This window comes from Actinoallomurus sp. CA-142502, from assembly GCF_050936355.1.
In the GTDB taxonomy this organism is placed as follows: Bacteria; Actinomycetota; Actinomycetes; order Streptosporangiales; family Streptosporangiaceae; genus Actinoallomurus; species Actinoallomurus iriomotensis.
Window position 1 is genome coordinate 8,434,787 of the sequence record NZ_JBNJMY010000001.1, and the last position, 21,582, is coordinate 8,456,368.

At 72.9% G+C, this 21,582-nt stretch carries 23 protein-coding genes; 15 read left to right on the top strand and 8 right to left on the bottom strand.

Annotated features, from left to right (window positions below; genetic code table 11):
- Positions 1–178: 178 nt before the first annotated feature.
- The 3 genes from ACQEV1_RS39355 to ACQEV1_RS39365 all read right to left on the bottom strand — a co-directional run bounded on the left by ACQEV1_RS39355 (position 179) and on the right by ACQEV1_RS39365 (position 4,753).
- Positions 179–2,236 carry a SpoIIE family protein phosphatase gene (locus ACQEV1_RS39355; RefSeq protein ID WP_285580174.1) on the bottom strand — a complete coding sequence of 686 codons (2,058 nt, stop codon included), beginning with the start codon at positions 2,234–2,236 and terminating at the stop codon, positions 179–181.
- 758 nt (positions 2,237–2,994) lie between these two features.
- Positions 2,995–3,561: an HhH-GPD-type base excision DNA repair protein gene (locus tag ACQEV1_RS39360; RefSeq protein ID WP_285580176.1), complete on the bottom strand. Its 567-nt coding sequence runs from the start codon at positions 3,559–3,561 to the stop codon at positions 2,995–2,997.
- Between the two features lie 103 nt (positions 3,562–3,664).
- Positions 3,665–4,753: an MFS transporter gene (locus ACQEV1_RS39365; protein WP_433406061.1), complete on the bottom strand. Its 1,089-nt coding sequence runs from the start codon at positions 4,751–4,753 to the stop codon at positions 3,665–3,667.
- A gap of 191 nt (positions 4,754–4,944) precedes the next feature.
- Between ACQEV1_RS39365 and ACQEV1_RS39370 the strand changes: the two genes are divergently transcribed.
- From ACQEV1_RS39370 to ACQEV1_RS39410, 9 genes are all read left to right on the top strand, one after another.
- Positions 4,945–5,643, top strand: coding sequence for a molybdopterin-dependent oxidoreductase (locus ACQEV1_RS39370; RefSeq protein ID WP_433401496.1), 699 nt, complete (start codon positions 4,945–4,947; stop codon positions 5,641–5,643).
- Positions 5,644–5,708: 65 nt separating this feature from the next.
- A complete protein-coding gene (locus ACQEV1_RS39375) occupies positions 5,709–6,344 on the top strand; it encodes a cytochrome b/b6 domain-containing protein (RefSeq protein ID WP_433401498.1) in 636 nt (211 codons plus the stop codon).
- Between the two features lie 75 nt (positions 6,345–6,419).
- The gene (locus ACQEV1_RS39380; RefSeq protein ID WP_285628115.1) at positions 6,420–6,671 is read left to right on the top strand and encodes a hypothetical protein; all 252 of its coding nucleotides are present in this window, start codon (positions 6,420–6,422) and stop codon (positions 6,669–6,671) included.
- Between the two features lie 182 nt (positions 6,672–6,853).
- Positions 6,854–8,344, top strand: coding sequence for a hypothetical protein (locus tag ACQEV1_RS39385; protein ID WP_285628112.1), 1,491 nt, complete (start codon positions 6,854–6,856; stop codon positions 8,342–8,344).
- A gap of 99 nt (positions 8,345–8,443) precedes the next feature.
- Positions 8,444–9,220, top strand: a complete 777-nt coding sequence (locus ACQEV1_RS39390) for a thioesterase family protein (protein WP_285628111.1) — start codon at positions 8,444–8,446, stop codon at positions 9,218–9,220.
- Between the two features lie 65 nt (positions 9,221–9,285).
- On the top strand, positions 9,286–10,080 hold the full coding sequence (locus ACQEV1_RS39395; protein ID WP_433401501.1) for a putative hydro-lyase: 795 nt from the start codon (positions 9,286–9,288) through the stop codon (positions 10,078–10,080).
- Positions 10,077–10,820 carry a LamB/YcsF family protein gene (locus tag ACQEV1_RS39400; protein ID WP_433401503.1) on the top strand — a complete coding sequence of 248 codons (744 nt, stop codon included), beginning with the start codon at positions 10,077–10,079 and terminating at the stop codon, positions 10,818–10,820. The genes ACQEV1_RS39395 and ACQEV1_RS39400 overlap by 4 nt, the downstream gene beginning before the upstream one ends.
- Positions 10,817–11,416 carry a 5-oxoprolinase subunit PxpB gene (pxpB, locus tag ACQEV1_RS39405; protein WP_433401505.1) on the top strand — a complete coding sequence of 200 codons (600 nt, stop codon included), beginning with the start codon at positions 10,817–10,819 and terminating at the stop codon, positions 11,414–11,416. Before ACQEV1_RS39400 ends, pxpB begins: the two co-directional genes overlap by 4 nt.
- Complete coding sequence (locus ACQEV1_RS39410) at positions 11,413–12,246, top strand: biotin-dependent carboxyltransferase family protein (RefSeq protein ID WP_433401506.1); 834 nt, start codon at positions 11,413–11,415, stop codon at positions 12,244–12,246. Before pxpB ends, ACQEV1_RS39410 begins: the two co-directional genes overlap by 4 nt.
- A gap of 281 nt (positions 12,247–12,527) precedes the next feature.
- On the opposite strand, the gene ACQEV1_RS39415 is transcribed toward ACQEV1_RS39410, so the two are convergent.
- Complete coding sequence (locus ACQEV1_RS39415; protein WP_433401508.1) at positions 12,528–12,791, bottom strand: BON domain-containing protein; 264 nt, start codon at positions 12,789–12,791, stop codon at positions 12,528–12,530.
- Positions 12,792–13,231: 440 nt separating this feature from the next.
- Between ACQEV1_RS39415 and ACQEV1_RS39420 the strand changes: the two genes are divergently transcribed.
- Entirely contained in the window at positions 13,232–14,455 is a 1,224-nt protein-coding gene (locus tag ACQEV1_RS39420) for a glycosyltransferase (protein WP_433401510.1), read from the top strand.
- Between the two features lie 151 nt (positions 14,456–14,606).
- On the opposite strand, the gene ACQEV1_RS39425 is transcribed toward ACQEV1_RS39420, so the two are convergent.
- Positions 14,607–15,224, bottom strand: coding sequence for an antibiotic biosynthesis monooxygenase (locus ACQEV1_RS39425; RefSeq protein ID WP_285628092.1), 618 nt, complete (start codon positions 15,222–15,224; stop codon positions 14,607–14,609).
- 45 nt (positions 15,225–15,269) lie between these two features.
- Positions 15,270–16,121, bottom strand: a complete 852-nt coding sequence (locus ACQEV1_RS39430; RefSeq protein ID WP_285628089.1) for a DMT family transporter — start codon at positions 16,119–16,121, stop codon at positions 15,270–15,272.
- 106 nt (positions 16,122–16,227) lie between these two features.
- Here ACQEV1_RS39430 and ACQEV1_RS39435 point away from each other — a divergent pair, with 106 nt between their 5' ends.
- Both ACQEV1_RS39435 and ACQEV1_RS39440 read left to right on the top strand, forming a co-directional pair.
- Positions 16,228–17,190 (top strand): NAD(P)H-dependent flavin oxidoreductase, encoded by a 963-nt coding sequence (locus ACQEV1_RS39435; RefSeq protein WP_433401513.1) that lies wholly within the window; start codon positions 16,228–16,230, stop codon positions 17,188–17,190.
- Between the two features lie 14 nt (positions 17,191–17,204).
- Positions 17,205–17,705 (top strand): HAD domain-containing protein, encoded by a 501-nt coding sequence (locus ACQEV1_RS39440; RefSeq protein WP_433401515.1) that lies wholly within the window; start codon positions 17,205–17,207, stop codon positions 17,703–17,705.
- 12 nt (positions 17,706–17,717) lie between these two features.
- Here the strand turns inward: ACQEV1_RS39440 and ACQEV1_RS39445 are convergent, their stop codons facing one another.
- A complete protein-coding gene (locus ACQEV1_RS39445; protein ID WP_433401517.1) occupies positions 17,718–18,299 on the bottom strand; it encodes a TetR/AcrR family transcriptional regulator in 582 nt (193 codons plus the stop codon).
- Positions 18,300–18,401: 102 nt separating this feature from the next.
- Here ACQEV1_RS39445 and ACQEV1_RS39450 point away from each other — a divergent pair, with 102 nt between their 5' ends.
- From ACQEV1_RS39450 to ACQEV1_RS39460, 3 genes are all read left to right on the top strand, one after another.
- Complete coding sequence (locus ACQEV1_RS39450) at positions 18,402–18,815, top strand: ester cyclase (protein ID WP_285628078.1); 414 nt, start codon at positions 18,402–18,404, stop codon at positions 18,813–18,815.
- 207 nt (positions 18,816–19,022) lie between these two features.
- Positions 19,023–19,892: an ADP-ribosylglycohydrolase family protein gene (locus ACQEV1_RS39455; RefSeq protein WP_285628075.1), complete on the top strand. Its 870-nt coding sequence runs from the start codon at positions 19,023–19,025 to the stop codon at positions 19,890–19,892.
- Positions 19,889–20,848 (top strand): ArsR/SmtB family transcription factor, encoded by a 960-nt coding sequence (locus ACQEV1_RS39460; protein WP_433401520.1) that lies wholly within the window; start codon positions 19,889–19,891, stop codon positions 20,846–20,848. Before ACQEV1_RS39455 ends, ACQEV1_RS39460 begins: the two co-directional genes overlap by 4 nt.
- 87 nt (positions 20,849–20,935) lie before the next feature.
- Here ACQEV1_RS39460 and ACQEV1_RS39465 read toward each other — a convergent pair whose 3' ends face one another.
- Entirely contained in the window at positions 20,936–21,547 is a 612-nt protein-coding gene (locus ACQEV1_RS39465; RefSeq protein ID WP_433401522.1) for a hypothetical protein, read from the bottom strand.
- Between the last annotated feature and the right edge of the window lie 35 nt (positions 21,548–21,582).

A 21,582-nucleotide genomic window follows, 5' to 3' on the forward strand; every position in this document is an offset into this window, starting at 1 on the left:
GAACGAACGTGTGGCTATGTTGACCCAGTGCTGTATCGGGCGCCGGCCCCTTCGGAGCTTTGCGTTGGGCAGCGTACCTCTCTCGATCTAGCATTCTGGCACGCCCGCCTATTCCGCACGGTGGAGTCCGGCCCGGTGACCACCACCTTAGAGGGCTCGGGGTGGTCCTTCGTACGTGCTACGCCGTCTTCGGTGGAACATGTAGGGCAAGTACGGTCACGTCATCATCATGGTCATACCCGGCCAGCATCCGATCCACCAGGAAGTCGACAAGTATCTCAGGATCCGCGAGCACCTCGGGCGGAGCATCGGCGGCGATGGCCACGATCTCGTCGAGGCCGGCGTCGAGTCCCCGTCTTCGGTTCTCCACAAGTCCATCGGAGTAGAACACCACAGTGTTGCCGGGTGGAACGGAAAACTTTGTCTGATGTCGCTGTGAGGGCCAGCCGAGCGGGGTGCCGGCCTCGGCCGTACTGACCTCGGGACGCCGGTCGGGGTAGATGAACAGGGGCGGCAGGTGCCCCGCGTTGCTGATCACGCCCTCGCCGGTGGCCGGGTCGATCACGGCGTACGCCAGCGTGGTGATCTGCTCCATGCCCTCGGTGGCCGAGAAGAGCCGGTCGAGGCCCGAGAGGACCGCGGCGGGCCGCGGATCGTTGAGCGCGAGCGCCCGCAGGGCGTTGCGCACGCGGCCCATTCCGGCCGCGGCCTTCACGCCCTTGCCCATGACGTCGCCGATCACGATCGCCACCCGGTCGTCCTGGAGCGGGAACGCGTCGTACCAGTCGCCGCCGACCTGTACGTGACGTGTCGCGGGCTGGTAGCGGGCGGCGAGCCGCATGGGCGGGAGCTGGGGAAGCTGGTCGGGCAGCAGGCTGCGCTGGAGCGCCTCGGCGGTCTTGTGCTCGCGCTCGAACAGCGTGGCGCGCTCGACTGCCAGCGCGCACTGGCCGGCGAGCGCCTCGAGGAAGACCCGCTCCTCCTCGGTGATCTCACGCGGCCGGGTGAAGGAGAACCGGAGGGCGCCGAGCGCGCGGCCGGCGGCCAGCAGCGGCAGGCCCACCCAGGCGCGCTCGTCGGTGACCTGGACGAACGCGTCGATCTCCTCGGCCTGGATCTGGAGGCGCAGGCTGGTGGGGTTCTCGGCGAGGAACGGGCGCCGTTCGCGTACGGCGACCGACATGACGCTCGGGTCCTCGACGCCGATCTCCTCGCGGGCCGGGCCCGGAAGCTCGGGGATGCCGCCCGGCGTGATCGTACGGAGCCGCACCTTGTCGTCGTCGAGCAGCGCCACCGCGGAACGGTCGGCGCCGATCGCGGACCGGCCGACCTCGGTGATCACGGCGACGACCTGGTTGACCGTCAGCGCCTCGGCCAGCATGGACGTGGCCTGCTGGAGCCGGGCCGTACGGAGCGCCGCGGCGGAGAGCTGCTCGGTGAGCCGCCCGCGCATCTCCTCGGCCTCGCGCTTGCCGGTGACGTCGGTGTTCGCTCCGACCCACTCGACGATCTCGCCCTCGCGCCGGATCGGCACCGCGCGTACGTCGTAGTTGCGGTAGCCGCCGGCCCGTGTACGGATGCGGTAGGTCGCCTCGAAGATCCGATCACCGGCCACGCAGGCCTGCCATGCCTCCTCGATGCGGGCGCGGTCCTCGCTGTGCACCGCGCCCAGCCAGCCGTCGGCGGCGTACTCCTCGTGCGTCTGGCCGGTGATCGCGCGCCACTCGGGCGCGTCGTCGACGACCTTCCCGGTCGGCATGGTCACCCAGACGACCTGGGAGCTGGCCTCCACCAGGGAGCGGTAGCGCTCCTCCTTGCGGCGGATCGCGGTCTCGGCGAGCACGCGGTCGGTGACGTCCACGACGACGAGGACGACACCGGTGATCTCACCGTCGGCGGCGTGCGCCGGCAACCAGGAGTACGCCCAGTGCCGCCCGCCGATCTCCAGATCGACGTCGAGCACCGGACGGTCTTCGTCGACGACCTTGCGCACGGCGGTCTCGACGATCTCGCCGAACTTCTCGGAGAGGACCTCGGACGGCTTCTTGCCCTCGAGGTCGGCGACGGCGACTCCGTGCAGGCGGGCCAGCGAGTGGTTGACCCGCTTGAAACGCAGGTCGGTATCGAAGAGCGCGAACCCGATCGGAGCCTCCCGTAGCAACGTGGCGAACAGCGCCGAGTCCGACGCGTCGAGACCGGAGAGCCGGGGATGCGGCACGGACGTATCGGCGCTCATGCTAGACACCTCCGTCGCGCGCCCGGCCCTACTGCTAGGCATTTCCGCATCACTATGGGTGAATGGGAGCAGGCTAGCGCTCCCGTCCTCCATCACAACACCGCTCGGAGTCAGGTTTTCATCATCTCGATGGTTCGCCGCCGACGGAAGTCCCGTTCGGCATCGTTATCGTCGGCCGCTGACGAACACGGCCCATACCCGCCCGGCCGGCGGCACGGCAGGAGACCGCGCATCCGGCGGAAGAGATGATAAGCGCCAGCAGGGGCCCGGCGGGCGAGATCCCCGATCTCGGCGAGTCACGCCTCCTCGTGGGGAGACGGCTTCAGCAGTGCGGATGCGGGTCCGATGTGGGCCGGATGTGGACCGGCATGGAATACGGACGCCGTAATGGCGAATATCGGCAATTCTTAATTACCTCATCTTTTCGGCGATGGCCCTGCCCAGAGGCGGAATGCCGGGCATGACCATCGACGACGATGTTTGTACATGTGCTGTCGCACGTGCAAACGCACGTGCTTTGGCGGGGTCGCGTGGGTGCGGTGCCCGAACGGTGCGATCGGTGAAGATGGTGGGCGTGTCGCGGGGCTCGACAGGGCTCGTGCCGGGTATCGCCCCTGAAGCCGGGCGCCCGGGACCGGAGCGACGGGGAGACACACCTCTTCTTGGTACGGGGACGACACGCGCAGCCGCTCGGCGGGGTTCGTGCCCGGTCCTGCTGGGCGTCCCGCCGCACCCGCGGTTCGGCTCGCTTGGGGCGGTTACTTCTTCGCGGCGGCCTTCAGCTGCTGTTTGTAGCTGCGGACCAGGCCGAGCGACTCCTCGTCGACGATGTCGGCGACCGAGCGGTGCGAGGACTCCTCGCCGTACGGGCCGGCCGCCTCGCGCCAGCCCTCCGGGCGTACGTTCAGTCGTTTGCCGAGCAGGGCGACGAAGATCTTGGCCTTCTGCTCGCCGAAGCCCGGCAGGTCTCCCACGCGCTTCAGCAGGTCCGGGCCTGTCGTCGCTTCCGTCCAGACCCGGGACGCGTCGCCGTCGTAGCGGTCGACCAGGACCTGGCACAGCGCCTGTACCCGCGCGGCCATCGCCTTGGGGAAGCGGTGCAGGGCCGGGCGTTCGCCGAAGACGGCCACGAGCTTGTCCGGGTCGTGGTCGGCCAGTTCCTCGGCCGTCGGGTCGTGGCCCAGCCGGCGGGCCAGGTCGGCCGGGGCCGCGAACGCGCGTTCGAGCGGCACCTGCTGGTCCAGCAGCATCGCGATCAGCAGGGCCAGCGGGCTGCGGTTGAGCAGCGCGTTGGCCTCCGGCGCGATGGGCAGCGATACCGTCACGGCGTCCTCCAGAGTCCCCCGGCACCTCGCGTTCTCCCTCATCATCCTGGCAGAGGGCGCTCGGAGCCCGCGGCGGCGGCTCACCGCGGGATCCGGTTCCGGCTCACTCCCGGCTCCGCCACAGGATCAGCGCGACGATCGCGTACGGCACGGCGGCCAGGGCGAACAGCGGGCCGGCGGCGAGCCTGGAGGAACCCAGCCCGTAGCCGGCGAAGGTCAGCACCGCCACGACCTCGGTCCCGAAGCCCGCCACGGACGTGATCGTCGCCCGCGCGCCGTCGGAGATCTGTTCCTGCAACCTCAGGTCGGCGGCGACGATCGCCCACTGGAAGGCGCCGAACGCCACCGCGACCGCCACCAGCCCGGCCGGCCGGCCCGACCAGGCGCCCACCGCCAGGAGCGACGAGGCCGCGGCCAGGACCGGCCCCACCCACGTGGTGCCCCGGCCGCCCAGCCAGCCTCCGGCCGCGACGCCGGCCGTGACCACGAGCACCAGCAGCGGCACGGTCGCCGCCCCGGCGCCGGTCGCCTTCGCCAGCAGCGGCACGTACTCGTCCAGCGCGTCCACTCCGGACACCAGTGCGACGACGAGCAGGCGGCGCCGGACCTCCGGGGCGCCGCGCAGTTCGGCGAGGCCCGAGCGGAGCACCGCGCCGTACCGCTTTTCCTCCTGGTCCTCTTCCCGGGCGCCGTCACCGCGGGACTCGGGGAAGGAACGGCCCACGGGCACGCCCAGCAGGGCGACGGCCACGCTCGCCAGGCCCACGGCGCGGTATCCGCCCAGGTGCAGGACCGGGGACGCCAGGGCCGTCGCCGCCATGACGGCGGTCGTGCCGACGGCCCTCGACCGGCCGATGAGCCGCCCGTACGCGTCGGAGGAGCCGAGACGGGTGAGTTCGTCGTAGACCAGGGCCTGCAGGGCCCCGGAGCGCACGGCTCCGCCGGCGCCCCACAGCACGAAGCCGAGCGCGAAGAAGGGATAGGACGGCAGGAACGTCCACAGGGCGTAGCCGGCGGCGGTGAGACCGGGCGCCAGGGTCAGCAGCAGGCGCCGGGAGAAGGCGTCCGCCCAGATCCCCGACGGCACGTCGATCACGAACGAGCTGACCGACCACAGGATGAACAGGGACGAGATCTCCGCCGCGGACAGCCCGGCATCGGCGAACAGCACCGCGTACACCGGGTAGAACAGGACGAAGTCCTCGAAGAACGCGTAGGCGTAGAGCCTGCGCGCGAGCCGGGACTCAGGTGAAGATCAATATCGCCACGTCATGCCCGCAGGCTACGACGGCGGCTTGGAGAACGCACGCGATTTATGACGGTTTCCTGACGGCATCGCGCGATCCATGGGCGTACGGCCCGGCGAGTGCTCGAATAGGAGACGTGAGCAGCGTGAGCAGCGAAGGATCACCGGTCGGGCGTCGTGTCGTCCTCGGCATGGTCGGTCTCGGTGCCCTCGGCGTCGCGACGGGCGCGTGGGTGCAGCGGGGCGTGAACCGCGCGCTCGGGCCGGTCGGCTCGGGGATCTCCGGCATCGTGCCGGCCGCCGGCGGGTTCCGGTTCTACACCGTGACCGGGCCGGTGAAGCGGATCGCGCCGGCCGACTACAACCTCAGGGTGCGCGGCCTGGTCGAGCGTCCGCGCTCGTACAGTTTCGCCGATCTTCAGCACGCGCTTCCGCAGACGCGGATGACCGACACGTTCCACTGCGTCACGGGCTGGAACGTGCCGAACGTCGCGTGGGAGGGCGTCGCGCTGCCGGACCTGCTCGACGCCGTCGGCGTACGACCCGGCGCGAGGGGCGTGCGGTTCACCTCCTTCGACGGCACGTACACCGAGAGCCTCACGATGGAGCAGGCGCGCCGCCGCGACGTGATCGTGGCGACCGGCATGCTGGGCGGCCCGGTCAGCCACGACCACGGCGGTCCGGTGCGGATGTACGTCGCGCCGATGTACGGCTACAAGTCGACCAAGTGGCTGAGCGGCATCGAGGTGGTCGGCGACGTGCGGCCGGGCTACTGGGAGGAACGGGGCTACGACGTGGACGCCTGGGTTGGACGCTCGAACGGGTACACCTCGTGACCGAGCGCAGCGAGGGAACCAGAGAGCACAGTTCCCCCGGTCACTCCTCCGACGAAGGAGGGCCCGTGATCCGGGTGAGCCGGTTCGCGCGGTCGGTGCGGTGGGTCCACCACACGACGGCCCTGTTCATGCTCGCCTGCCTCGTGACCGGGGCGGTGCTGTACGTCCCGGCGTTCGCCGAGACGGTCGGGCACCGGCACCTGCTCCGTACGGTCCACGTCTACGCGGGGTTCGCGCTGCCGGTGCCGGCGCTGCTGGGCTGGGCGTCCCGGGCGTTCCGCGACGACCTGCGCCGGCTGAACCGCTTCTCCCCCGACGACTGGGCGTGGCTGCGCGGACGCGACCGCCGCGCCACCGCCGGCGGGCGCGGCATCCACCCGGTCGGCAAGTACAACGCGGGCCAGAAGCTGAACGCGGCGTTCGCGGGCGGCGCGATCCTGGTGATGCTCGGCACCGGTCTGATCATGACGTTCCCGCACCCGTGGCCCGACTCCTTCCGCGGCGGCGCGACGTTCGTGCACGACTGGCTGTTCGTCGCGACGGGGATCGTCGTGCTCGGCCATCTCTGGTACGCGCTGCGCGACCGCGGCGCGCTCGGCGGCATGTTCCTCGGGCACGTTCCGGAGGACTGGGCGGCGCGTCACCACCCGGCGTGGCTGGACGAGCGGAAGGGACGGGATCGTGTCGCCGGGAAGTCTTGACACCCCTGACGTCAGAGTCGAGATTCGGAGCCGACGCGCACGTACCCGGATCTTCTGTGGCGGGAGGGTGTCCGCATGCAATCGACGCAGCTCATCTCACGTCTGGACGTCTCACCGGCGATCGTGAGGCGGCTCTGCCGCGACTTCACCGAGCTCTCCCCCGAGACCGTCGAACGCTGTATCACGGACGTCGGTCTGCGCGGCCGGCATCTGGGCGTGGACCTGACCCCGGAGGTCGTCGAGTCCCTCGCACGCGAACACCTGGTGAGCATGGTGAAGTCCGAACCACCCTCCGCACGACGAGCCGAACCTTCTTCGGGCGAGTAGGGTAAGTGGCCGGACACCGGACCACTCCTCCCTCGGGCGCCGCTCCCGGCCGCGCCATGGGACGTATTGCGAAAAGGCACCCACGTGAGCGACCTGCGCGAGCCGCTGGATGCGCGAGCATCGCTGGGAGGGCGCATGAGCGAACCGACCGGCGTGCGCCCGTCCACACGTGGTGAGGTTGCATGACACGGCGCCGTGCACAACCTCCGGAAGCCGTGTTCCAGGAGATGCTCCGCGCCGCCCGCGAGCTGCTGGCCGTACGCAGTCCCCTCGACGCCGAGCTCATCGTGAGCGAGATGCTCGGCGCCTGGTGGGGCAAGCGGCTGCTGCACGACGACGTGGAGGAGCTCGTCGGCGAGGCCCTGGTCGACTACGCCGCGAAGGCCGGTACGCCGGCGGCGCTGGCGCTGCTCACCGGCATCGCCTATCTCGGCACGCCACGGCAGGCGGCCAAGGCCGAACGCGCCGCGTTGCCGCTCATGGAGGCGGGGGTCGCGCGGCCGGGCTGGGCCGGGCGCGTCGGCATGGTCGAGCCCGACGACTGCTACGTCTCCCGCGACGTCTACGGCGACCAGGACTCCATCGTCTGCACCTACACCTATGGCGGTGAGGAGCGGCACGCGCTCGTGGTCGTCATCGACCACAACGAACGCGGCATGGTGGTCGACGCGTGGGTGTCCTCGCAGGTGGAGAAGTTGCTCGGCTACTGCCGCCAGGAGGCCGAGGACAACCCCCTGATGCTCTTCGACCCGCTCCCGGCCAGCCGCGCCCGCGCGATGCTGGAGAAGGCCCTCGCGATCACCGACGACACCGAAGAACCGCCGGTCAAGGACACCTTCGGCTCCTACCACGCGTTCGTGCGCGCGCGGATCCGCGCGCTGCCGCCCGGCGGGCGGCGGCCCGCCCCGCCGGTGCACAGCCGCGACCGGCGCGCGACCATGGCGGCGCAGTTCCTCGCCTCCGACGAGGCCGAGGGGCTGTCGGACCGCTCGGCCGCGAGCCGCTGCGTCGACCGGATCATCGACTACGGCTGCGATCACGACTTCGGCCGTCCGCTGCGCGTCAGCCCCATCAAGTGCGAGACGTTCTTGCTGCACTACCTGCCGCGCAAGGTCATGCTGTCCCCGGGCGAGCAGGACGCCATGCCGCACGTGCTGGCCGCATGGGTCCGCTGGGCGAGCCAGCGCACCCGCCTCCACGAGGAGGGCGTCCGCCAGACCCTCGACAAGGTCTGGGACATCACCGGCAAGTTCGCCGAGGCCTATCGCGACCCGACGACGTTCGGTCTCGACCGGGAGCTGGTCGAGCGGCTGCTGCCCGACGGCGACCTGGAGGCCCTCGCCCGCCGGGCGTTCGCCTTCCCGTTCCTGACCGCGGGCAACGCCGAGATCGACCTCACCCGGCTCGACCCGGCCGACGACCACGACCGGCACCGGCTGCTGGAGTTCGAGCACCCCGACCCGGACCGGGAGCACATCGAGGCGCACCTGCGCCTGGCCCGGCGCCTGTGGGACGGCGACCCGCCCCAGCTGTGGGGGATCGCCGAGTACCTCCTGGACAAGGGCCACGACCGCCACGACATCCTCCACCGGCTCATGGCGATCGTCGACGAGGTCGGCGACGACCCGCGCGCGCTGCGGGCCGCCCTGCGAGGCCTGCGCGACGAGGTCTGAGCGCACGGCGGGGATCCCCGATTCGGCCCGAATCATGGTAGAGACGTGACGTGCCCGTTCACCCCCGCACGGGCGTCCGGACATGCCGAAGGGACTCCCATGGCCGACAGCCTCTACCGTCCGCTCGGTGACGGTCGCTTCCAGGCGACCGAGCTGACCCAGGGGCCGTGGGATCCGCGGCACCAGCACGGCAGCCCGCCGGCGGCGCTGCTCACGCGTGAGCTCGAACGCACCGACCCGCAGCCCGACATGGCCGTCTCGCAGCTCGCCATCGACATCCTCGGGCCGATCCCGGTCGGCGAGGTCGTCGTGCACACCGAGGTCGTACGGCCCGGGCGGCGGGTGCAGTCCGTCGCCGCGGAGATGGTCGCCGACGGCCGCCCGGTCGCGTACGCGCGCGCCTGGCGCCTGCGGCGCGCCGACACCGAGGTGATCGCCTCCGAGACCGCGGCGCCGCGCTTCCCGCTGCCGGATGCCGCCCTGACCGAGTCGCCGCTGCCCGACTTCGGGTACTTCCACGCGCTGGAGTGGCGGTTCGCCGAGGGCGGCGTCCTGCTCAACGGGCCGGCCGTGCTGTGGACCCGGCTCGCCGTTCCGGTGCTGCCGGACGAGGAGCCCACGCCGCTGCAGCGGGTCGCCGGAGTCGCCGACACCGCCAGCGGCATCAGCTCCGAGCTGAGCTTCGCGGCGTACACGTTCTCGAACGTGGACTTCACCCTGCACCTGCTGCGGCCCCAGGCCGGCGAGTGGACCTGTCTCGACGCCGCCACGACGATCGGCCCGGCCGGAAGCGGCCTGTGCCGGACGCGGCTCTACGACGAGCGCGGTGACTTCGGCAGCGTGGCGCAGACGCTCTTCGTCGACCGGCGCGACTGACCGCCCGCAGCCGATTCGGCGCTCGCGGGCGGCCTGTCCGCGCTTGGATCGGGCATGACTGTGGCATGACCGCTCTCGAGCAACCCGGCATCCTCACCCCCTCCCAGGCGCGCGAGGTCTTCCGCACCGGCGAGGTGCCCGAGACCACGAGCGGCTGGTGCCGGGGACACGTCCAGGCGAACCTGCTCGCCGTGCCGCGCGACCTGGCCTTCGACGCGCTGCTGTTCGCCCTCCGCAACCCCGGGCCGTGCCCGCTCCTGGAGGTCACCGATCCCGGTGACCCGCACGCCCGCGAGATCGCCACCGCCGACCTGCGCACCGACCTGCCGGCGTACCGGGTGTACGAGCACGGGCGGCTCGTCGCCGAGGTCCCGGACGTCACCGAGTACTGGCGCGACGACCTGGTCGCGCTGCTGCTCGGCTGCAGCTTCACGTTCGAGACGGCGCTGGCCACGGCCGGGGTGCCGCTGCGCCACGTCGAGCAGGGCCGCAACGTGCCGATGTACGTCACCTCCCGGCCGTGCCGGCCGGCCGGGCGCCTGGCCGGGCCGCTCGTCGTCTCGATGCGGCCGGTGCCCGCCGGCCTCGTCACCACGGCCATCGAGATCACGGCGGGCCATCCTCTGGCGCACGGGGCGCCCGTGCACGTGGGCGACCCCGCCGAGCTGGGCATCGCGTCGCTCGACCGGCCCGACTTCGGGGACGCCGTGGAGTTCGCGGACGGCGACGTCCCGGTGTTCTGGGCCTGTGGCGTGACCCCGCAGGCCGTCGTGATGGCCTCGGAGGCACCCTTCGTGATCACGCATTCGCCCGGCCGGATGCTCATCACGGACCGGTCGGATGAGAACCTGGCGCAATGATCGACTTGAACGCGGATCTGGGTGAGGGGTTCGGGCCGTGGCGGCTCGGCGACGACCTCGCCCTGCTGTCCATCGTCACCAGCGCGAACGTCGCCTGCGGCTTTCACGCGGGCGATCCGCTGATCATGCGGCGCACCTGTGCGGCGGCGGTGGAGCGGGGCGTGGCGATCGGCGCGCAGGTGTCCTACCGCGACCTGGCGGGGTTCGGCCGCCGGGAGATGGACGTCGCGCCGGAGGAACTGACCGCCGAGATCCTCTACCAGATCGCCGCGCTCGACGGCATCGCGCGCGCGGAGGGCGGCCGGGTCCGTTACGTCAAGCCGCACGGCGCGCTCTACAACCGCCTCGTTCGCGATCCCGCGCAGGCGGAGGCGGTGGCCGCGGCGGTCGTCGCGTACGACCCGTCGCTGCCGCTGCTGACGCTGCCCGGTTCGGCGCTGCACGACGTCGGGGGCGTCACCGTGGTCGACGAGTGCTTCGCCGACCGCGCCTACAACCCCGACGGCACCCTGGTGTCCCGCCGCCGGCCCGGCGCGGTGATCGAGGACGAGCAGGAGGTCGCGGCCCGCGCCGTACGGATGGCGGTCGACGGCACGGTCGAGTCGATCGGCGGCTCGGTGGTACGCGTGGCCGCGCGGTCCATGTGCGTGCACGGTGACACACCCGGCGCGGTCGGGCTGGCCAGGGCCGTCCGCACGACCATCGAACGCGCCGGCGTCCGCCTGGGGCCGTTCGCGTGAAGGTGCTCCGGGCAGGCGACGCCGCCCTGCTGGTCGAGACCGAGACGCCGCACCGGCTGCACGCCGCCGTCCGGGCGCTCGGCCGGACCGAGATCGTCGACGTCGTCCCGGGCGCCGGCACCGTGCTGGTGACGACCGCGCCGGGCACCGACCTCGGCCCGCTCGGCGCGCTGCTGGGCGGCCTGCCGCTGCCGGAGACGAGTACGGCGGGCGGCGAGCCGCTGCGCGTGCCGGTCGTCTACGACGGTGCGGACCTGGACGAGGTCGCCGCGATCACCGGGCTGACCCGCGCGCAGGTCGTCGAGCGGCACGCGGCGGCCGAGTACGTCGTGGCGTACCTGGGGTTCTCCCCCGGGTTCGGCTACCTGACCGGCCTCGACGAGCGCCTGCACGTGCCGCGCCGCGACTCCCCGCGCACCGCGGTCCCGGCCGGGTCGGTGGCGATCGCCGGGCCGTACGGGGCGATCTATCCGTCGTCCTCGCCCGGCGGATGGCGGCTCCTCGGCCGTACGACGCTGCGGCTGTGGGATCCCGACCGTGAGCCGCCGTCGCTGCTCCAGCCCGGCACCCGGGTCCGTTTCGAGGCGCGCGCATGATCGAGGTCGTGCGCTCCGGGCCGCTCGCCACCGTCCAGGACCTGGGCCGCGCGGGCTACGCGCACCTGGGCGTGCCGCACTCGGGCGCGGCGGACCGGCCCAGCCTGTGCCTGGCGAACCGCCTGGTCGGCAACGACGAGAGGGCGGCCGGGCTCGAGCTGACGTTCGGAGGCGCCGCGCTGCGGTTCGACACCGGGGCGTGGATCGCGGTCACCGGCGCGCCGCTGCCCGTACGGCCGGGGACGATGAACGCGCCGTTCCACGTCCCGGCCGGCACGGTGGTGGAGTTCGGCGCGCCGTCCTCGGGGGTGCGCACCTATGTCGCGGTCCGCGGCGGCGTCGAGGTGGAACCGGTGCTCGGCAGCCGCTCCACCGACGTGCTCTCGGGGCTCGGCCCGCCGCCGCTGTCCGCCGGCGACCGGCTGGGCCGCGGTCACGCGACGGGCCCGATCACCGTGGACGTCGCGCCCGTGCCGGAGCCGGAGACCGAGCCGGTGCTGCGGATCGCGCCCGGCCCGCGCGACGACTGGTTCGAGAGCCTGGAGCCGCTGACCCGCGCGGCGTACGAGGTGACGGCGCAGAGCAACCGCGTCGGCGTGCGGCTGGAGGGCCCGGCGCTGACCAGGCGCCGGGAGGGCGAACTGCCGAGCGAGGGCATGGTCACCGGCTCCCTGCAGGTGCCGCCGAACGGGCTGCCGATCATCTTCCTCGCCGACCATCCCACGACCGGGGGTTACCCCGTCGCGGCGGTGCTGGCCGCCGACGACGTGCCGCGCGCGGCCCAGCTACGGCCCGGCCAGCGCGTACGATTCCGCCTCATCGGGCCGTGACCGGCAGGGTCACCAGGAGGCACCGTCGATGTGCCGCGCCCGGCCCGGCTACGGCCCGACCAGCACGTACGGTCCCGCCTCACCAGGACGTAACCAGCGGGATCACCAGGAGGCACCGTCCGCGCGCGGCCCGGCTACGGCCCGACCAGCACGTACGATTCCGCCTCACCAGGACGTGACCGGCAGGGTCACCAGGAGGCACCGTCCGCGCGCCGCGCGCGGCCCGGCTACGGCCCGACCAGCACGTACGGTCCCGCCTCACCGGGCCGTGACCGGCACAGTCACCACGAGGCACCGTCGGCGCGCCGTGTCTGGTGTGGAAGTTCGACGACGGTGACGTCGTTGGCGATGCGCAGGCCGGAGGCGGCCTCGCGGGCGACCGCCTCGATCAGCGCCCTGCGCCGGGCGGTGGCCACCTGTCCCCGCAGGACGACCACGTCCTCGCGGACGACGACGTCGATGCCGAACTCCACCGTGCGGGCGTCGGAGGCGAGCCGGTCCCTGATGTGAACCGCGAGAGGATGCGAGGCGTTGTCGGTGGCCATGCGCCGCTCCCTTCCCGGGCTCATCGTCTTCCGCACGATGGCACAACCGGGCCGGTTCCGCGCTCCGGACCGAGAAAGGCACTGCAACTTTCACGCGCGACTCCGGCCTCGCCGTCTGTGCCCCGACGTACGCCCGTCAAACGCGCTCGCACCTGCGCCACACCCCTCAGCGGCGTTTCCCGCACGTTAATTCATCGTCGCGCAAATAGTAATAATTACCCCATTATTACGGCAATCCAGGCAGCCATCGCCACAGCTCAGCAGGCGGATCATGTTTGAGCACCGCCGAGCGGTGCGACATGGGGTTGAGGCGGCGCATCGCGAACCGCGCCCGCCGGAAACGACCGCAGAATAGCTGATTTTGCCTAATCTGTGGCGAGTTTGGCGACATTGTCGCTGTGGCAAGGCTCTTCCGTAGGCCACCGCGTAAAGGAGCACTTTTGAGAATCGACATGGTCTCCGAGCACGCCAGCCCGCTCGCGACGCCCGGCGGCGTCGACGCCGGCGGGCAGAACGTCCACGTCGGCGCCCTCGCCACCGCGCTGGCGCGGCGCGGCCACGAGGTCACGGTGCACACCCGGCGCGACGACGTCGCGCTGCCGGACTCGGTCGGCTACGCGCCCGGCGTCACGGTGGAGCACGTACGGGCCGGGCCCGCGCGGCCGGTCGCCCGGGACGAGCTCCTGCCGCACATGGCCGAGTTCGCCGAGCGGCTGGCGCAGCGATGGGCCGTGGACCCGCCGGACGTCGTGCACGCGCACTTCTGGATGAGCGGGCTGGCGGCGATGGGCGGAGCACGGGACCTCGACGTCCCGGTGGTGCAGACGTTCCACGCGCTCGGCAGCGTCAAGCGCCGCTACCAGCGGGACGCGGACACCAGCCCGCCCCAGCGGCTCCGCGTCGAGGCCCAGGTGGGCCGGGACGCCGCCGCGGTGATCGCCACGTGCGCGGACGAGGTACGGGAGCTGGAGTCCTACGGCGTCCCGCCCGGCGCGGTCCACGTGGTGCCGTGCGGGGTCGACGTCGAGCGTTTCCGCCCCGACGGGCCGGTCGCCCCGCGCGGGGACCGGCCGCGCCTGCTCACGACCGGCCGCCTCGTGCCGCGCAAGGGCGTGGACACCGTCATCGAGGCGCTGTGCCATGTGCCGGACGCGGAGCTGGTCGTGGCCGGTGGCCCCGGCCACGCGGACCTTGGACGCGATCCCGAGGCGCTGCGGCTGCGGCGCCTGGCGCTGGCGCGGGGCGTCGCCGACCGGGTGCTGTTCACCGGCGCGGTCCGGCACGACGACATGCCGGCGCTGATCCGCTCCGCCGACGTCGTCGTGTCCGTGCCCTGGTACGAGCCGTTCGGGATCACGGCGATCGAGGCCATGGCGTGCGGCGTGCCGGTGATCGTCTCCTCGGTCGGCGGCCACCTGGACACGGTCGTCGACGGGGTGACCGGCCTGTACGTCCCGCCGCTGGTGCCGAGCGCCCTGGCCGGGCGGCTGCGACGGCTGCTGACCGATCCCCGCCTGGGCCCGTCCCTGGCGGCCGCGGCCGCGGTGCGGGCGCGCGAACGGTACTCCTGGAGCCGGATCGCGGCCGAGACGGAGACGGTCTACAACCGCGTGATCGACGGCCGGGCGGACGCGATGGCCACGACCGGCGACGCACGATCGTGAGCCTCCCGGCGGCAGGCCCGGACCAACTCCTGGAGCCGGATCACGGCCGATACCATCGACAACCGGCCGATCGACCACCGGGCGGACACGATGGCCACGACCGGCGACGCACGAACGTGAGCCTCCCGGCGGCAGGCCCGGGCCGCGGCGCTCACGAAGGCCGGTGTGAGACGTTCCCGGTCTCGTGCCGGTCCGTGCGCCGTGCGGGGCGGTGCGTCCGGTGCGGCGGGTACAGCCAGCCGCGGAACGCGCGGCTCAGCCCCGGCATGAACGCGTACGTGAGCGTGGGCACGACGACGAGGGGGAACAGCGCGGCGCGGAGCGGCAGCGGCCAGCTCTGCGTCCACGGCGCGACGAGCCCCTGGAAGAAGAGGCTGAGCGGGTAGACCGCCAGGAGGGTGACCAGCACCATCTTCGTACGCGCCGGCGGAGGCACCGCCTCGCCCGGCAGGCTGAACCAGGTCTCCAGACCCGTGGTGTGGTGGCGGTGCTCCTTGGCGATGCCATCGAGCCGCTCCAGCCACTCGTCGCGCTCGTCGGAGTTCATCCAGGCGTCCAGGCGCTCCTCGTCGACGAAGTTGAGCACCGTGTAGTAGCGGTGCCGCGACCCCTCCGCGCGCAGCCAGGTCGCCCCGCGGTGACCAGGGAAGTCCGTCGCGGTGTCGTTGACGCCGTGCGCCCACGTCTCGAACTCCGCCTCCCGGCCCGGGGTGACGTCCCAGGTGAACACGACGGTGGCAGGGTGGGCATCCTGCTCGGAACCGTTCATTCGGGTCACTCTCACCGCTCACGCGGCGTCGAAACCGCGGGCAGGTCAGTGCACGTTGATGAGCGCGACGCCGACGACGACCACGCCGGCGGCGGCGAACCGCGGCAGGCCCATCCGCTCGCGGAAGAAGACCGCTCCGATGACGGCACCACTGATCACGCCGGTCTCCCGCAGGGCCGCGACGGCGGCGAGCGCCCCGCGCGTCTGCGCCCACACGACGATGCCGTAGCCGAGCACGGAGATCAGGCCGCCGGGCAGGCCGAGCCGCCACTGGGCGGCGACGCCGCGCCACACGGCCGCCCCGCGCGCCAGGTACACCCAGGCGACGACCGGCGGGCCCATGCAGAAGAAGAGCCATCCGCTGTAGCCGACGGCCGTGCCCGCGTGCCGTACGCCGACGCCGTCGATCAGGGTGTACCCGGCGATCGATACGCCGGTGAGGAGCGCGGCGCCGATGGCGCCGGCCTGCCGCCGCGACACCCCGCCCGCGAACGCCAGGGCACCGAGACCGCCGCAGACCGCCGCGACGCCCGCGAGTTGGAAGACGGAGAGGCTCTCCCCGAGTGTCGTGGCGGCGACGAACGCCACGATCAACGGCCCGGTGCCGCGGGCGAGCGGATAGACCTGGTTGAAGTCGCCCAGCTCGTACGAGCGGGCGAGCAGGGCCGTGTAGACGACGTGCAGCGCGACGGAGGCGGCGATCCAGGGCCACGAGGCGCGCGCCGGCGTCCCGGCCGCGAGCACCATGAGCAGCCCGGCCGCGCCCTGGGCGGTGCCGATGAGGGCGAACCCGGCGTACCGGTCGGGCGCCGCCTTGGCCAGGGCGTTCCAGGTGGCGTGCAGGACACCGGCGAAGATGACGGCGAGGGCGGGGACGAGGGGAAAGGCGTGGCTCACGGCTCCAGCTCAACGGACGCGCGCCCGGCCGGGTAGAGATTTAGCTCTCGTCTGAATCGTCGAAAGCGCCGGTCCGCCCTCCGGGCAGCGGGCGGATGATGGGGCGATGACGTTGTCGACGGCGTTCACGGAGTTGTTCGGTGTGCGGCATCCGATCGCGCTCGCACCGATGGGCGGGTCGGCCGGCGGGGAGCTCGCGGCGGCCGTCTCTCGCGGCGGCGGGCTCGGGATGCTCGGCGGTGGGCGAGGCGATCGGACCTGGCTGGACCGCGAGCTGCCGATCGTCGCCGAGAGCACGGACGGACCGTGGGGCGTCGGTTTCCTGGCCTGGTCGGCCGACGCCGGGGCGGTCGAGCGGGCGCTGGAGTACGGCCCGCGGGCGGTGATGCTGTCCTTCGGCGACCCGGGCCCGTTCGCGGAACTCATCCGCCGGGCGGGGGCGGCGCTGGTCGTCCAGGTCACCGATCTGGAGGAGGCCAGGCGGGCCGTGGACCTGGGAGCCGACGTCATCGTGGCCCAGGGCACCGAGAGCGGCGGGCACGGGGCCCGGCACGGACGGTCCACCCTGCCGTTCGTACCGGTCGTGGTGGATCTGGCGACGCCGGTGCCGGTGCTGGCGGCCGGCGGGATCGCCGATGGCCGCGGCGTGGCGGCGGCGCTGGCCCTGGGCGCGGCCGGGGCGCTCATCGGCACCCGGTTCCAGGCCACCGCCGAGGCCGTGGTCGCCCCCTCCATCAGCAAGGCGATCGTCGAGGGCGGCGCGGAGGACACCGAGCGCAGCAGCGTGCTGGACATCGTCCGCGGCTCCCCCTGGCCCGCGAAGTACACCGCCCGCACCCTCGGCCATCCTCACCTCGACCGATGGCGCGGCCGGGAGGCCGAACTCGCCGCCGACCCCTCCGCGAGACAGGACTACCGGGACGACGTCGCACGCGGCGCCGTTCCCCCGCTGCCGGTGTGGGCCGGCGAGGCCGTCGACCTCATCACCGACCTGCCCTCGGCGGCCGATCTCGTGACCGCTCTGGCCACCGAGGCCGAGCAGGCACTGGCCCGGGCGGGCCGGCGTTGATCCGGACCGCTCGGGTGGCAGATCTCGAACGGCGTCCGCTGCTGTTCCTCGACGTCGACGGGCCTCTCATTCCGTTCGGCGCGGGGCCGTACCCGGTCCATCCGGCGGATCGCCCCGAACCCCATCCGCTGCTGACCAGGATCGATCCCGCACACGGGCCCCGGCTGGCGGCGCTGCCCTGCGAGCTGGTGTGGGCGACGACGTGGATGGACGACGCCAACGAGTGCGTCGGCCCGCGGCTCGGCCTGCCGCGGCTGGCCGTGGTCGCCTGGCCCGAGCCCTCCGACCTCGACGAGCGGGACGAGCGCGACGGCCTGCACTGGAAGACCCGCACGCTCGTCGCCTGGGCGGCGGGGCGCGCCTTCGCCTGGGTGGACGATGAGATCACCGACGCCGACCGCGCCTGGGTGGCCGCCCGGCATCCAGGGCGGTCCCTGCTGCGTCGCGTCGATGCCCGGGTGGGCCTGGACGACGACGACTACCGCGCGCTGGAGGAGTGGTCGCACGGGGCGTGACCCTGCGCCGGGCTACGACGGCGGGGTCGCGCCCCGGCGCACCAGGTCCAGCAGCCGGCGGGACCGCGAGTCTCCCGTGCCGGTCAGGGCGATGCCGTTGGCGAGCGCCAGCAGGTCGGCCGCGTCCACCCCGCGCCGTACCGTCCCGGACCGCCGCGCCCGGTCCAGAAGGGCCTCGGCGGTGGTGCGCATCGACTCGTGCCAGCCGTCGAACAGCTCCGAGCGCCGGCCGGCGCGGTCGTCGGTGAGGGCCAGCGCCAGGTCCCGCTTGGTCGCGACGTGCGCCACGAACGCCTCCAGCCAGGTGAACAGCGCGTCGCCCGGCGGGTCCGCCGCCAGCAGCGCCTCGCCGCGCGCGCACAGCTCCGTCACCTCATCGGAGTAGACGGCGATGAGGAGTTCCTCACGCGTCGGGAAGTGCCGGTACATCGTGGCGTTGCCGACCCCCGCCCGGCGTGCGACCTCGTCCAGGGGCGCGCCCGCGCCCCGTTCGGCGAAGACCTCCTTGGCGGCGGCCAGCAGCAGGTCGTGATTGCGCCGGGCGTCGGCCCGGCGCGGCCGGCCTCCCGGCTCGGCGGCCTGACGTGGCGGCATGGCCCTCCCTTGCTAACCGGGGTACTCCCCGGTTAATTTACCGTGAGCAGCGAAACGGGGAGTTCCCCGGTTATCCGCAGTGTTGTCGCGAGGAGGAGAACGATGACGGATGTCACCCCCGGACCGGGCGAGGTCCACCGGCGCGTGGTCGGGATGTACGACGAGGTCCTCGCCGGGCGGCTCGACGAGGCGCTCGCGCTGATCGACCCGGACGTGGTCGACCACCGCGGCGGGTCCTCCGGCGACCACCACGGCATCGAGGCCTGGCGGCGCAAGTGGGAGGGGTTCGGCCGGGGCGGCGCCTTCCACGACGTCTCGGTGACGATCGAGCAGAACGTCGTGGCCGGCGACACCTCGGTCAACCGCTACACCACCCGCGGCACGCACACCGCCTCCGGGCGACGCTACGAGGTCCTCGGCATGGACATGGTCCGCGTACGGAACGGCCGCATCGTCGAGCACTGGGCCCTGCGCGACTCCGACGCCATCCGCCACCAGCTCGGCCAGGACACCTGACCCCCGGATACCGTTCCTGACATGAGCGAGCGGAGCGAGAGCACGGCGCGCCTCGCCGCTCCTCCGACGAAGGAGGGCCCATGAGCGAGCGAATCAGAAACACAGCGCGCCTGATCACTCCTCCGACGAAGGAGGGCCCATGAGCGAGCGGAGCGAACGAATCGAAAACACAGCGCGCCTGGTCACGCCTCCGACGAAGGAGGACTCATGAGTGCGTTCGACTCGCTTGTGGGGCTGTCCGTCGGTGACGCGTTCGGGGCCCAGTTCTTCGCCACGGAGAACCGGCCGCTGCTGCTCGACGAGACCGCGCTGCCGGCACCGCCCTGGCCCTGGACCGACGACACCGAGATGGCCTGCAACCTCCTCGACGTCCTGTGGCGCCACGGGCAGGTCGAGCGCGACGCGCTCGCGGCGGCGTTCGCCGAACGCTACGACCCCTACCGCGGTTACGGGCCCGGCACCGTCGTCCTGCTCCGCGCGCTGCGCGACGGCGAGCACTGGCGGTCCGCCACTACCGCGCAGTTCGGCGGGCGCGGGTCGATGGGCAACGGCGCGGCGATGCGCGTCGCGCCGCTCGGCGCGTACTACCCCGGCGACCCGGCGCGCGCTGCCCTGGAGGCCACCGCCTCGGCCGTCGTCACGCACGCTCACCCCGAGGGTGTGGCCGGCGCCGTCGCGGTGGCCGTCGCCGCCTCCTGTGCCGCGAGCGGCGACGCCGCCGGACTGATCGAGACGGTCCTCGCCCACACACCGCCGGGCCTGGTCCACGACGGCGTACGGCGGGCCGCCGGTCTGCTGGACCGCACGCGGGAGGAGGCCGCGTACGAGCTCGGCAACGGCGCCCGCGTCCTGGCGCAGGACACCGTGCCGTTCTGCGTCTGGGCCGCCGTGCGCCATCTCGGCGACTACGAACGGGCCGTACGCGACTGCGTCGCCGTCGGCGGTGACATCGACACGACCGCCGCCATCACGGGCGGCATCGTGGCCGCCGGCACCGGAGCGGAGGGGGTGCCGCGCGCCTGGCGCGACGCCCGTGAGCCGCTGCCCGGGTGGCTCCCCACCGGCGAGCCGGGATGATCGAGCTGGACCTGGACGTCGAGGACCTCGTCGGCATGCGGTTCGCCGTGTCTCCCCTGATGGAGACGGTGATGAGCCTGCGCACCCCGCTGCTGCCGACCTACTTCGTGCTGCAGATGCCCTGGTGGCGACGGGTCGAGAAGGACGTGGCCCACCTCGACATGCGACCGCTGGCCTCGCTCGTCGGCGTACGGCGCTGGGTGCCGGACTTCCTCACGCCCCGGCCCGAGGTCCCGGTCCCGGACTTCGAGGACGAGCTCGAGATCGTCCGCCGGACGCCGCCGGAGAAGGTGGCCGCCGACATCCGGCGCGCCCACGCGGGCCGTCCGGTGCCCTCGATCCTCCGGCTGGACGAGCCGGCGCGGCTCCGCGACCGGCTCGCCGACCTGCTCCGGGAGTACTGGGAGACGGCGCTGGCCCCGTACTGGACGCGCATGCGCGGAGTGCTGGAGGCCGACATGCTCTACCGGGCCCGGCAGTTCACCCGCGGCGGCGCCCGGCTGCTGTTCGCCGACCTGCACCCGGCCGTGCGCTGGGAGGCCGGCGTGCTGCGCCTGGACGTGCCCGCGATCGACTACCGGGTCGACGTCACCGGCCGCGGGCTGTGCCTGATGCCGTGCCTGTTCGTCCGGAGCACGGCGCCGCCGATCAGCGCGGACGAGCCGCCCTCGCTCGCCTACCCGGCACGCGGCATCGCGACGCTCTGGGAGACCGAGCCGCCGACCGGCGGCGAGGCGATCGTCGCGCTCATCGGCCGCCGCAAGGCGACGCTGCTCGGCTGCCTGGACCGGCCGGCCTCGACGCTGGACCTGGCCGAGCGGCTCGGGGTCACGCCCGGAGCGGTCTCCCAGCACCTGAGCGTCCTGCACGGCGCCGGACTCGTCACCCGCGCACGCGTCGGCCGGGTCGTGCTGTACGCGCGCAGCGAGCTGGGCTCCCGCCTCCTCGCCAGGTGACCGCCTTCAGGGCTCCCACGGCCGCGACTCCGGCCAGCGAGCAGCCCCCCTACCTGAGGTGAACGAGCGGCGCGCCGATGACCGGCCTCAGGGCGCGGTCGTGGTCTCCTGCGGTCGCGACTCCAGCCACGGGGCGGCACGCTCACGGTCGAGCAGTTCGGGCCGACGCAGCTGGCCGAGCATGAGGTGGACGAGCGGCGCGGCGTCCCGCGTCCAGGCGTAGCACTGGTGCGCCGAGCCGCACTGGGCCGCCGCGCGGCTCTGCGCCACCGCGACGATCTCCGGCGCGTCGGCGCGGATCTGCTCGACGTCGGCGGCCGGGTCCGCCAGCGGCACGCCCGCCCGCTCGGCGACGGCACCGATGTCGGACAACTCGCCGTGCAGCCACTCCCACGGCGTGGCCTTGACGGCGTCGGCCCAGTTGCGCTCGCACGGCTCGACGCCGTCGAAGCGGGGATGGAAGTGCGCGGCCTCGAACGCCCCCGGCGTGCCGTCGACGCGGTCGAACAGGTCGGCACGCCACACCGGCCGGTCGGCCACGATCCGCTGCGCCGCGGACTCGCTGCCGCGGAGCGGCTGCGGCTCACGCAGCCGCAGCTCCAGCCGTACGCCGTGCTCGAGATGACTGTCCTTGGGACTCACCTCGAACCAGTGCCGGACCAGGATCGCTGTGTCGTTGTAGACGAAGGCGTGCAGCACCTGACCACCCCTTGATCACCATCCGGACACCCCGC

Excerpts from the sequence above, each read along its gene's own strand:
- ACQEV1_RS39355 (WP_285580174.1), bottom strand. The coding sequence starts at position 2,236 with ATGAGCGCCGATACGTCCGTGCCGCATCCCCGGCTCTCCGGTCTCGAC.
- ACQEV1_RS39380 (WP_285628115.1), top strand. The coding sequence starts at position 6,420 with ATGCAATCGACGCAGCTCATCTCACGTCTGGACGTCTCACCGGCGATC.
- ACQEV1_RS39385 (WP_285628112.1), top strand. The coding sequence starts at position 6,854 with ATGACACGGCGCCGTGCACAACCTCCGGAAGCCGTGTTCCAGGAGATG.
- ACQEV1_RS39390 (WP_285628111.1), top strand. The coding sequence starts at position 8,444 with ATGGCCGACAGCCTCTACCGTCCGCTCGGTGACGGTCGCTTCCAGGCG.
- ACQEV1_RS39395 (WP_433401501.1), top strand. The coding sequence starts at position 9,286 with ATGACCGCTCTCGAGCAACCCGGCATCCTCACCCCCTCCCAGGCGCGC.
- ACQEV1_RS39400 (WP_433401503.1), top strand. The coding sequence starts at position 10,077 with ATGATCGACTTGAACGCGGATCTGGGTGAGGGGTTCGGGCCGTGGCGG.
- ACQEV1_RS39410 (WP_433401506.1), top strand. The coding sequence starts at position 11,413 with ATGATCGAGGTCGTGCGCTCCGGGCCGCTCGCCACCGTCCAGGACCTG.
- ACQEV1_RS39415 (WP_433401508.1), bottom strand. The coding sequence starts at position 12,791 with ATGGCCACCGACAACGCCTCGCATCCTCTCGCGGTTCACATCAGGGAC.
- ACQEV1_RS39425 (WP_285628092.1), bottom strand. The coding sequence starts at position 15,224 with ATGAACGGTTCCGAGCAGGATGCCCACCCTGCCACCGTCGTGTTCACC.
- ACQEV1_RS39435 (WP_433401513.1), top strand. The coding sequence starts at position 16,228 with ATGACGTTGTCGACGGCGTTCACGGAGTTGTTCGGTGTGCGGCATCCG.
- ACQEV1_RS39445 (WP_433401517.1), bottom strand. The coding sequence starts at position 18,299 with ATGCCGCCACGTCAGGCCGCCGAGCCGGGAGGCCGGCCGCGCCGGGCC.
- ACQEV1_RS39450 (WP_285628078.1), top strand. The coding sequence starts at position 18,402 with ATGACGGATGTCACCCCCGGACCGGGCGAGGTCCACCGGCGCGTGGTC.
- ACQEV1_RS39455 (WP_285628075.1), top strand. The coding sequence starts at position 19,023 with ATGAGTGCGTTCGACTCGCTTGTGGGGCTGTCCGTCGGTGACGCGTTC.
- ACQEV1_RS39460 (WP_433401520.1), top strand. The coding sequence starts at position 19,889 with ATGATCGAGCTGGACCTGGACGTCGAGGACCTCGTCGGCATGCGGTTC.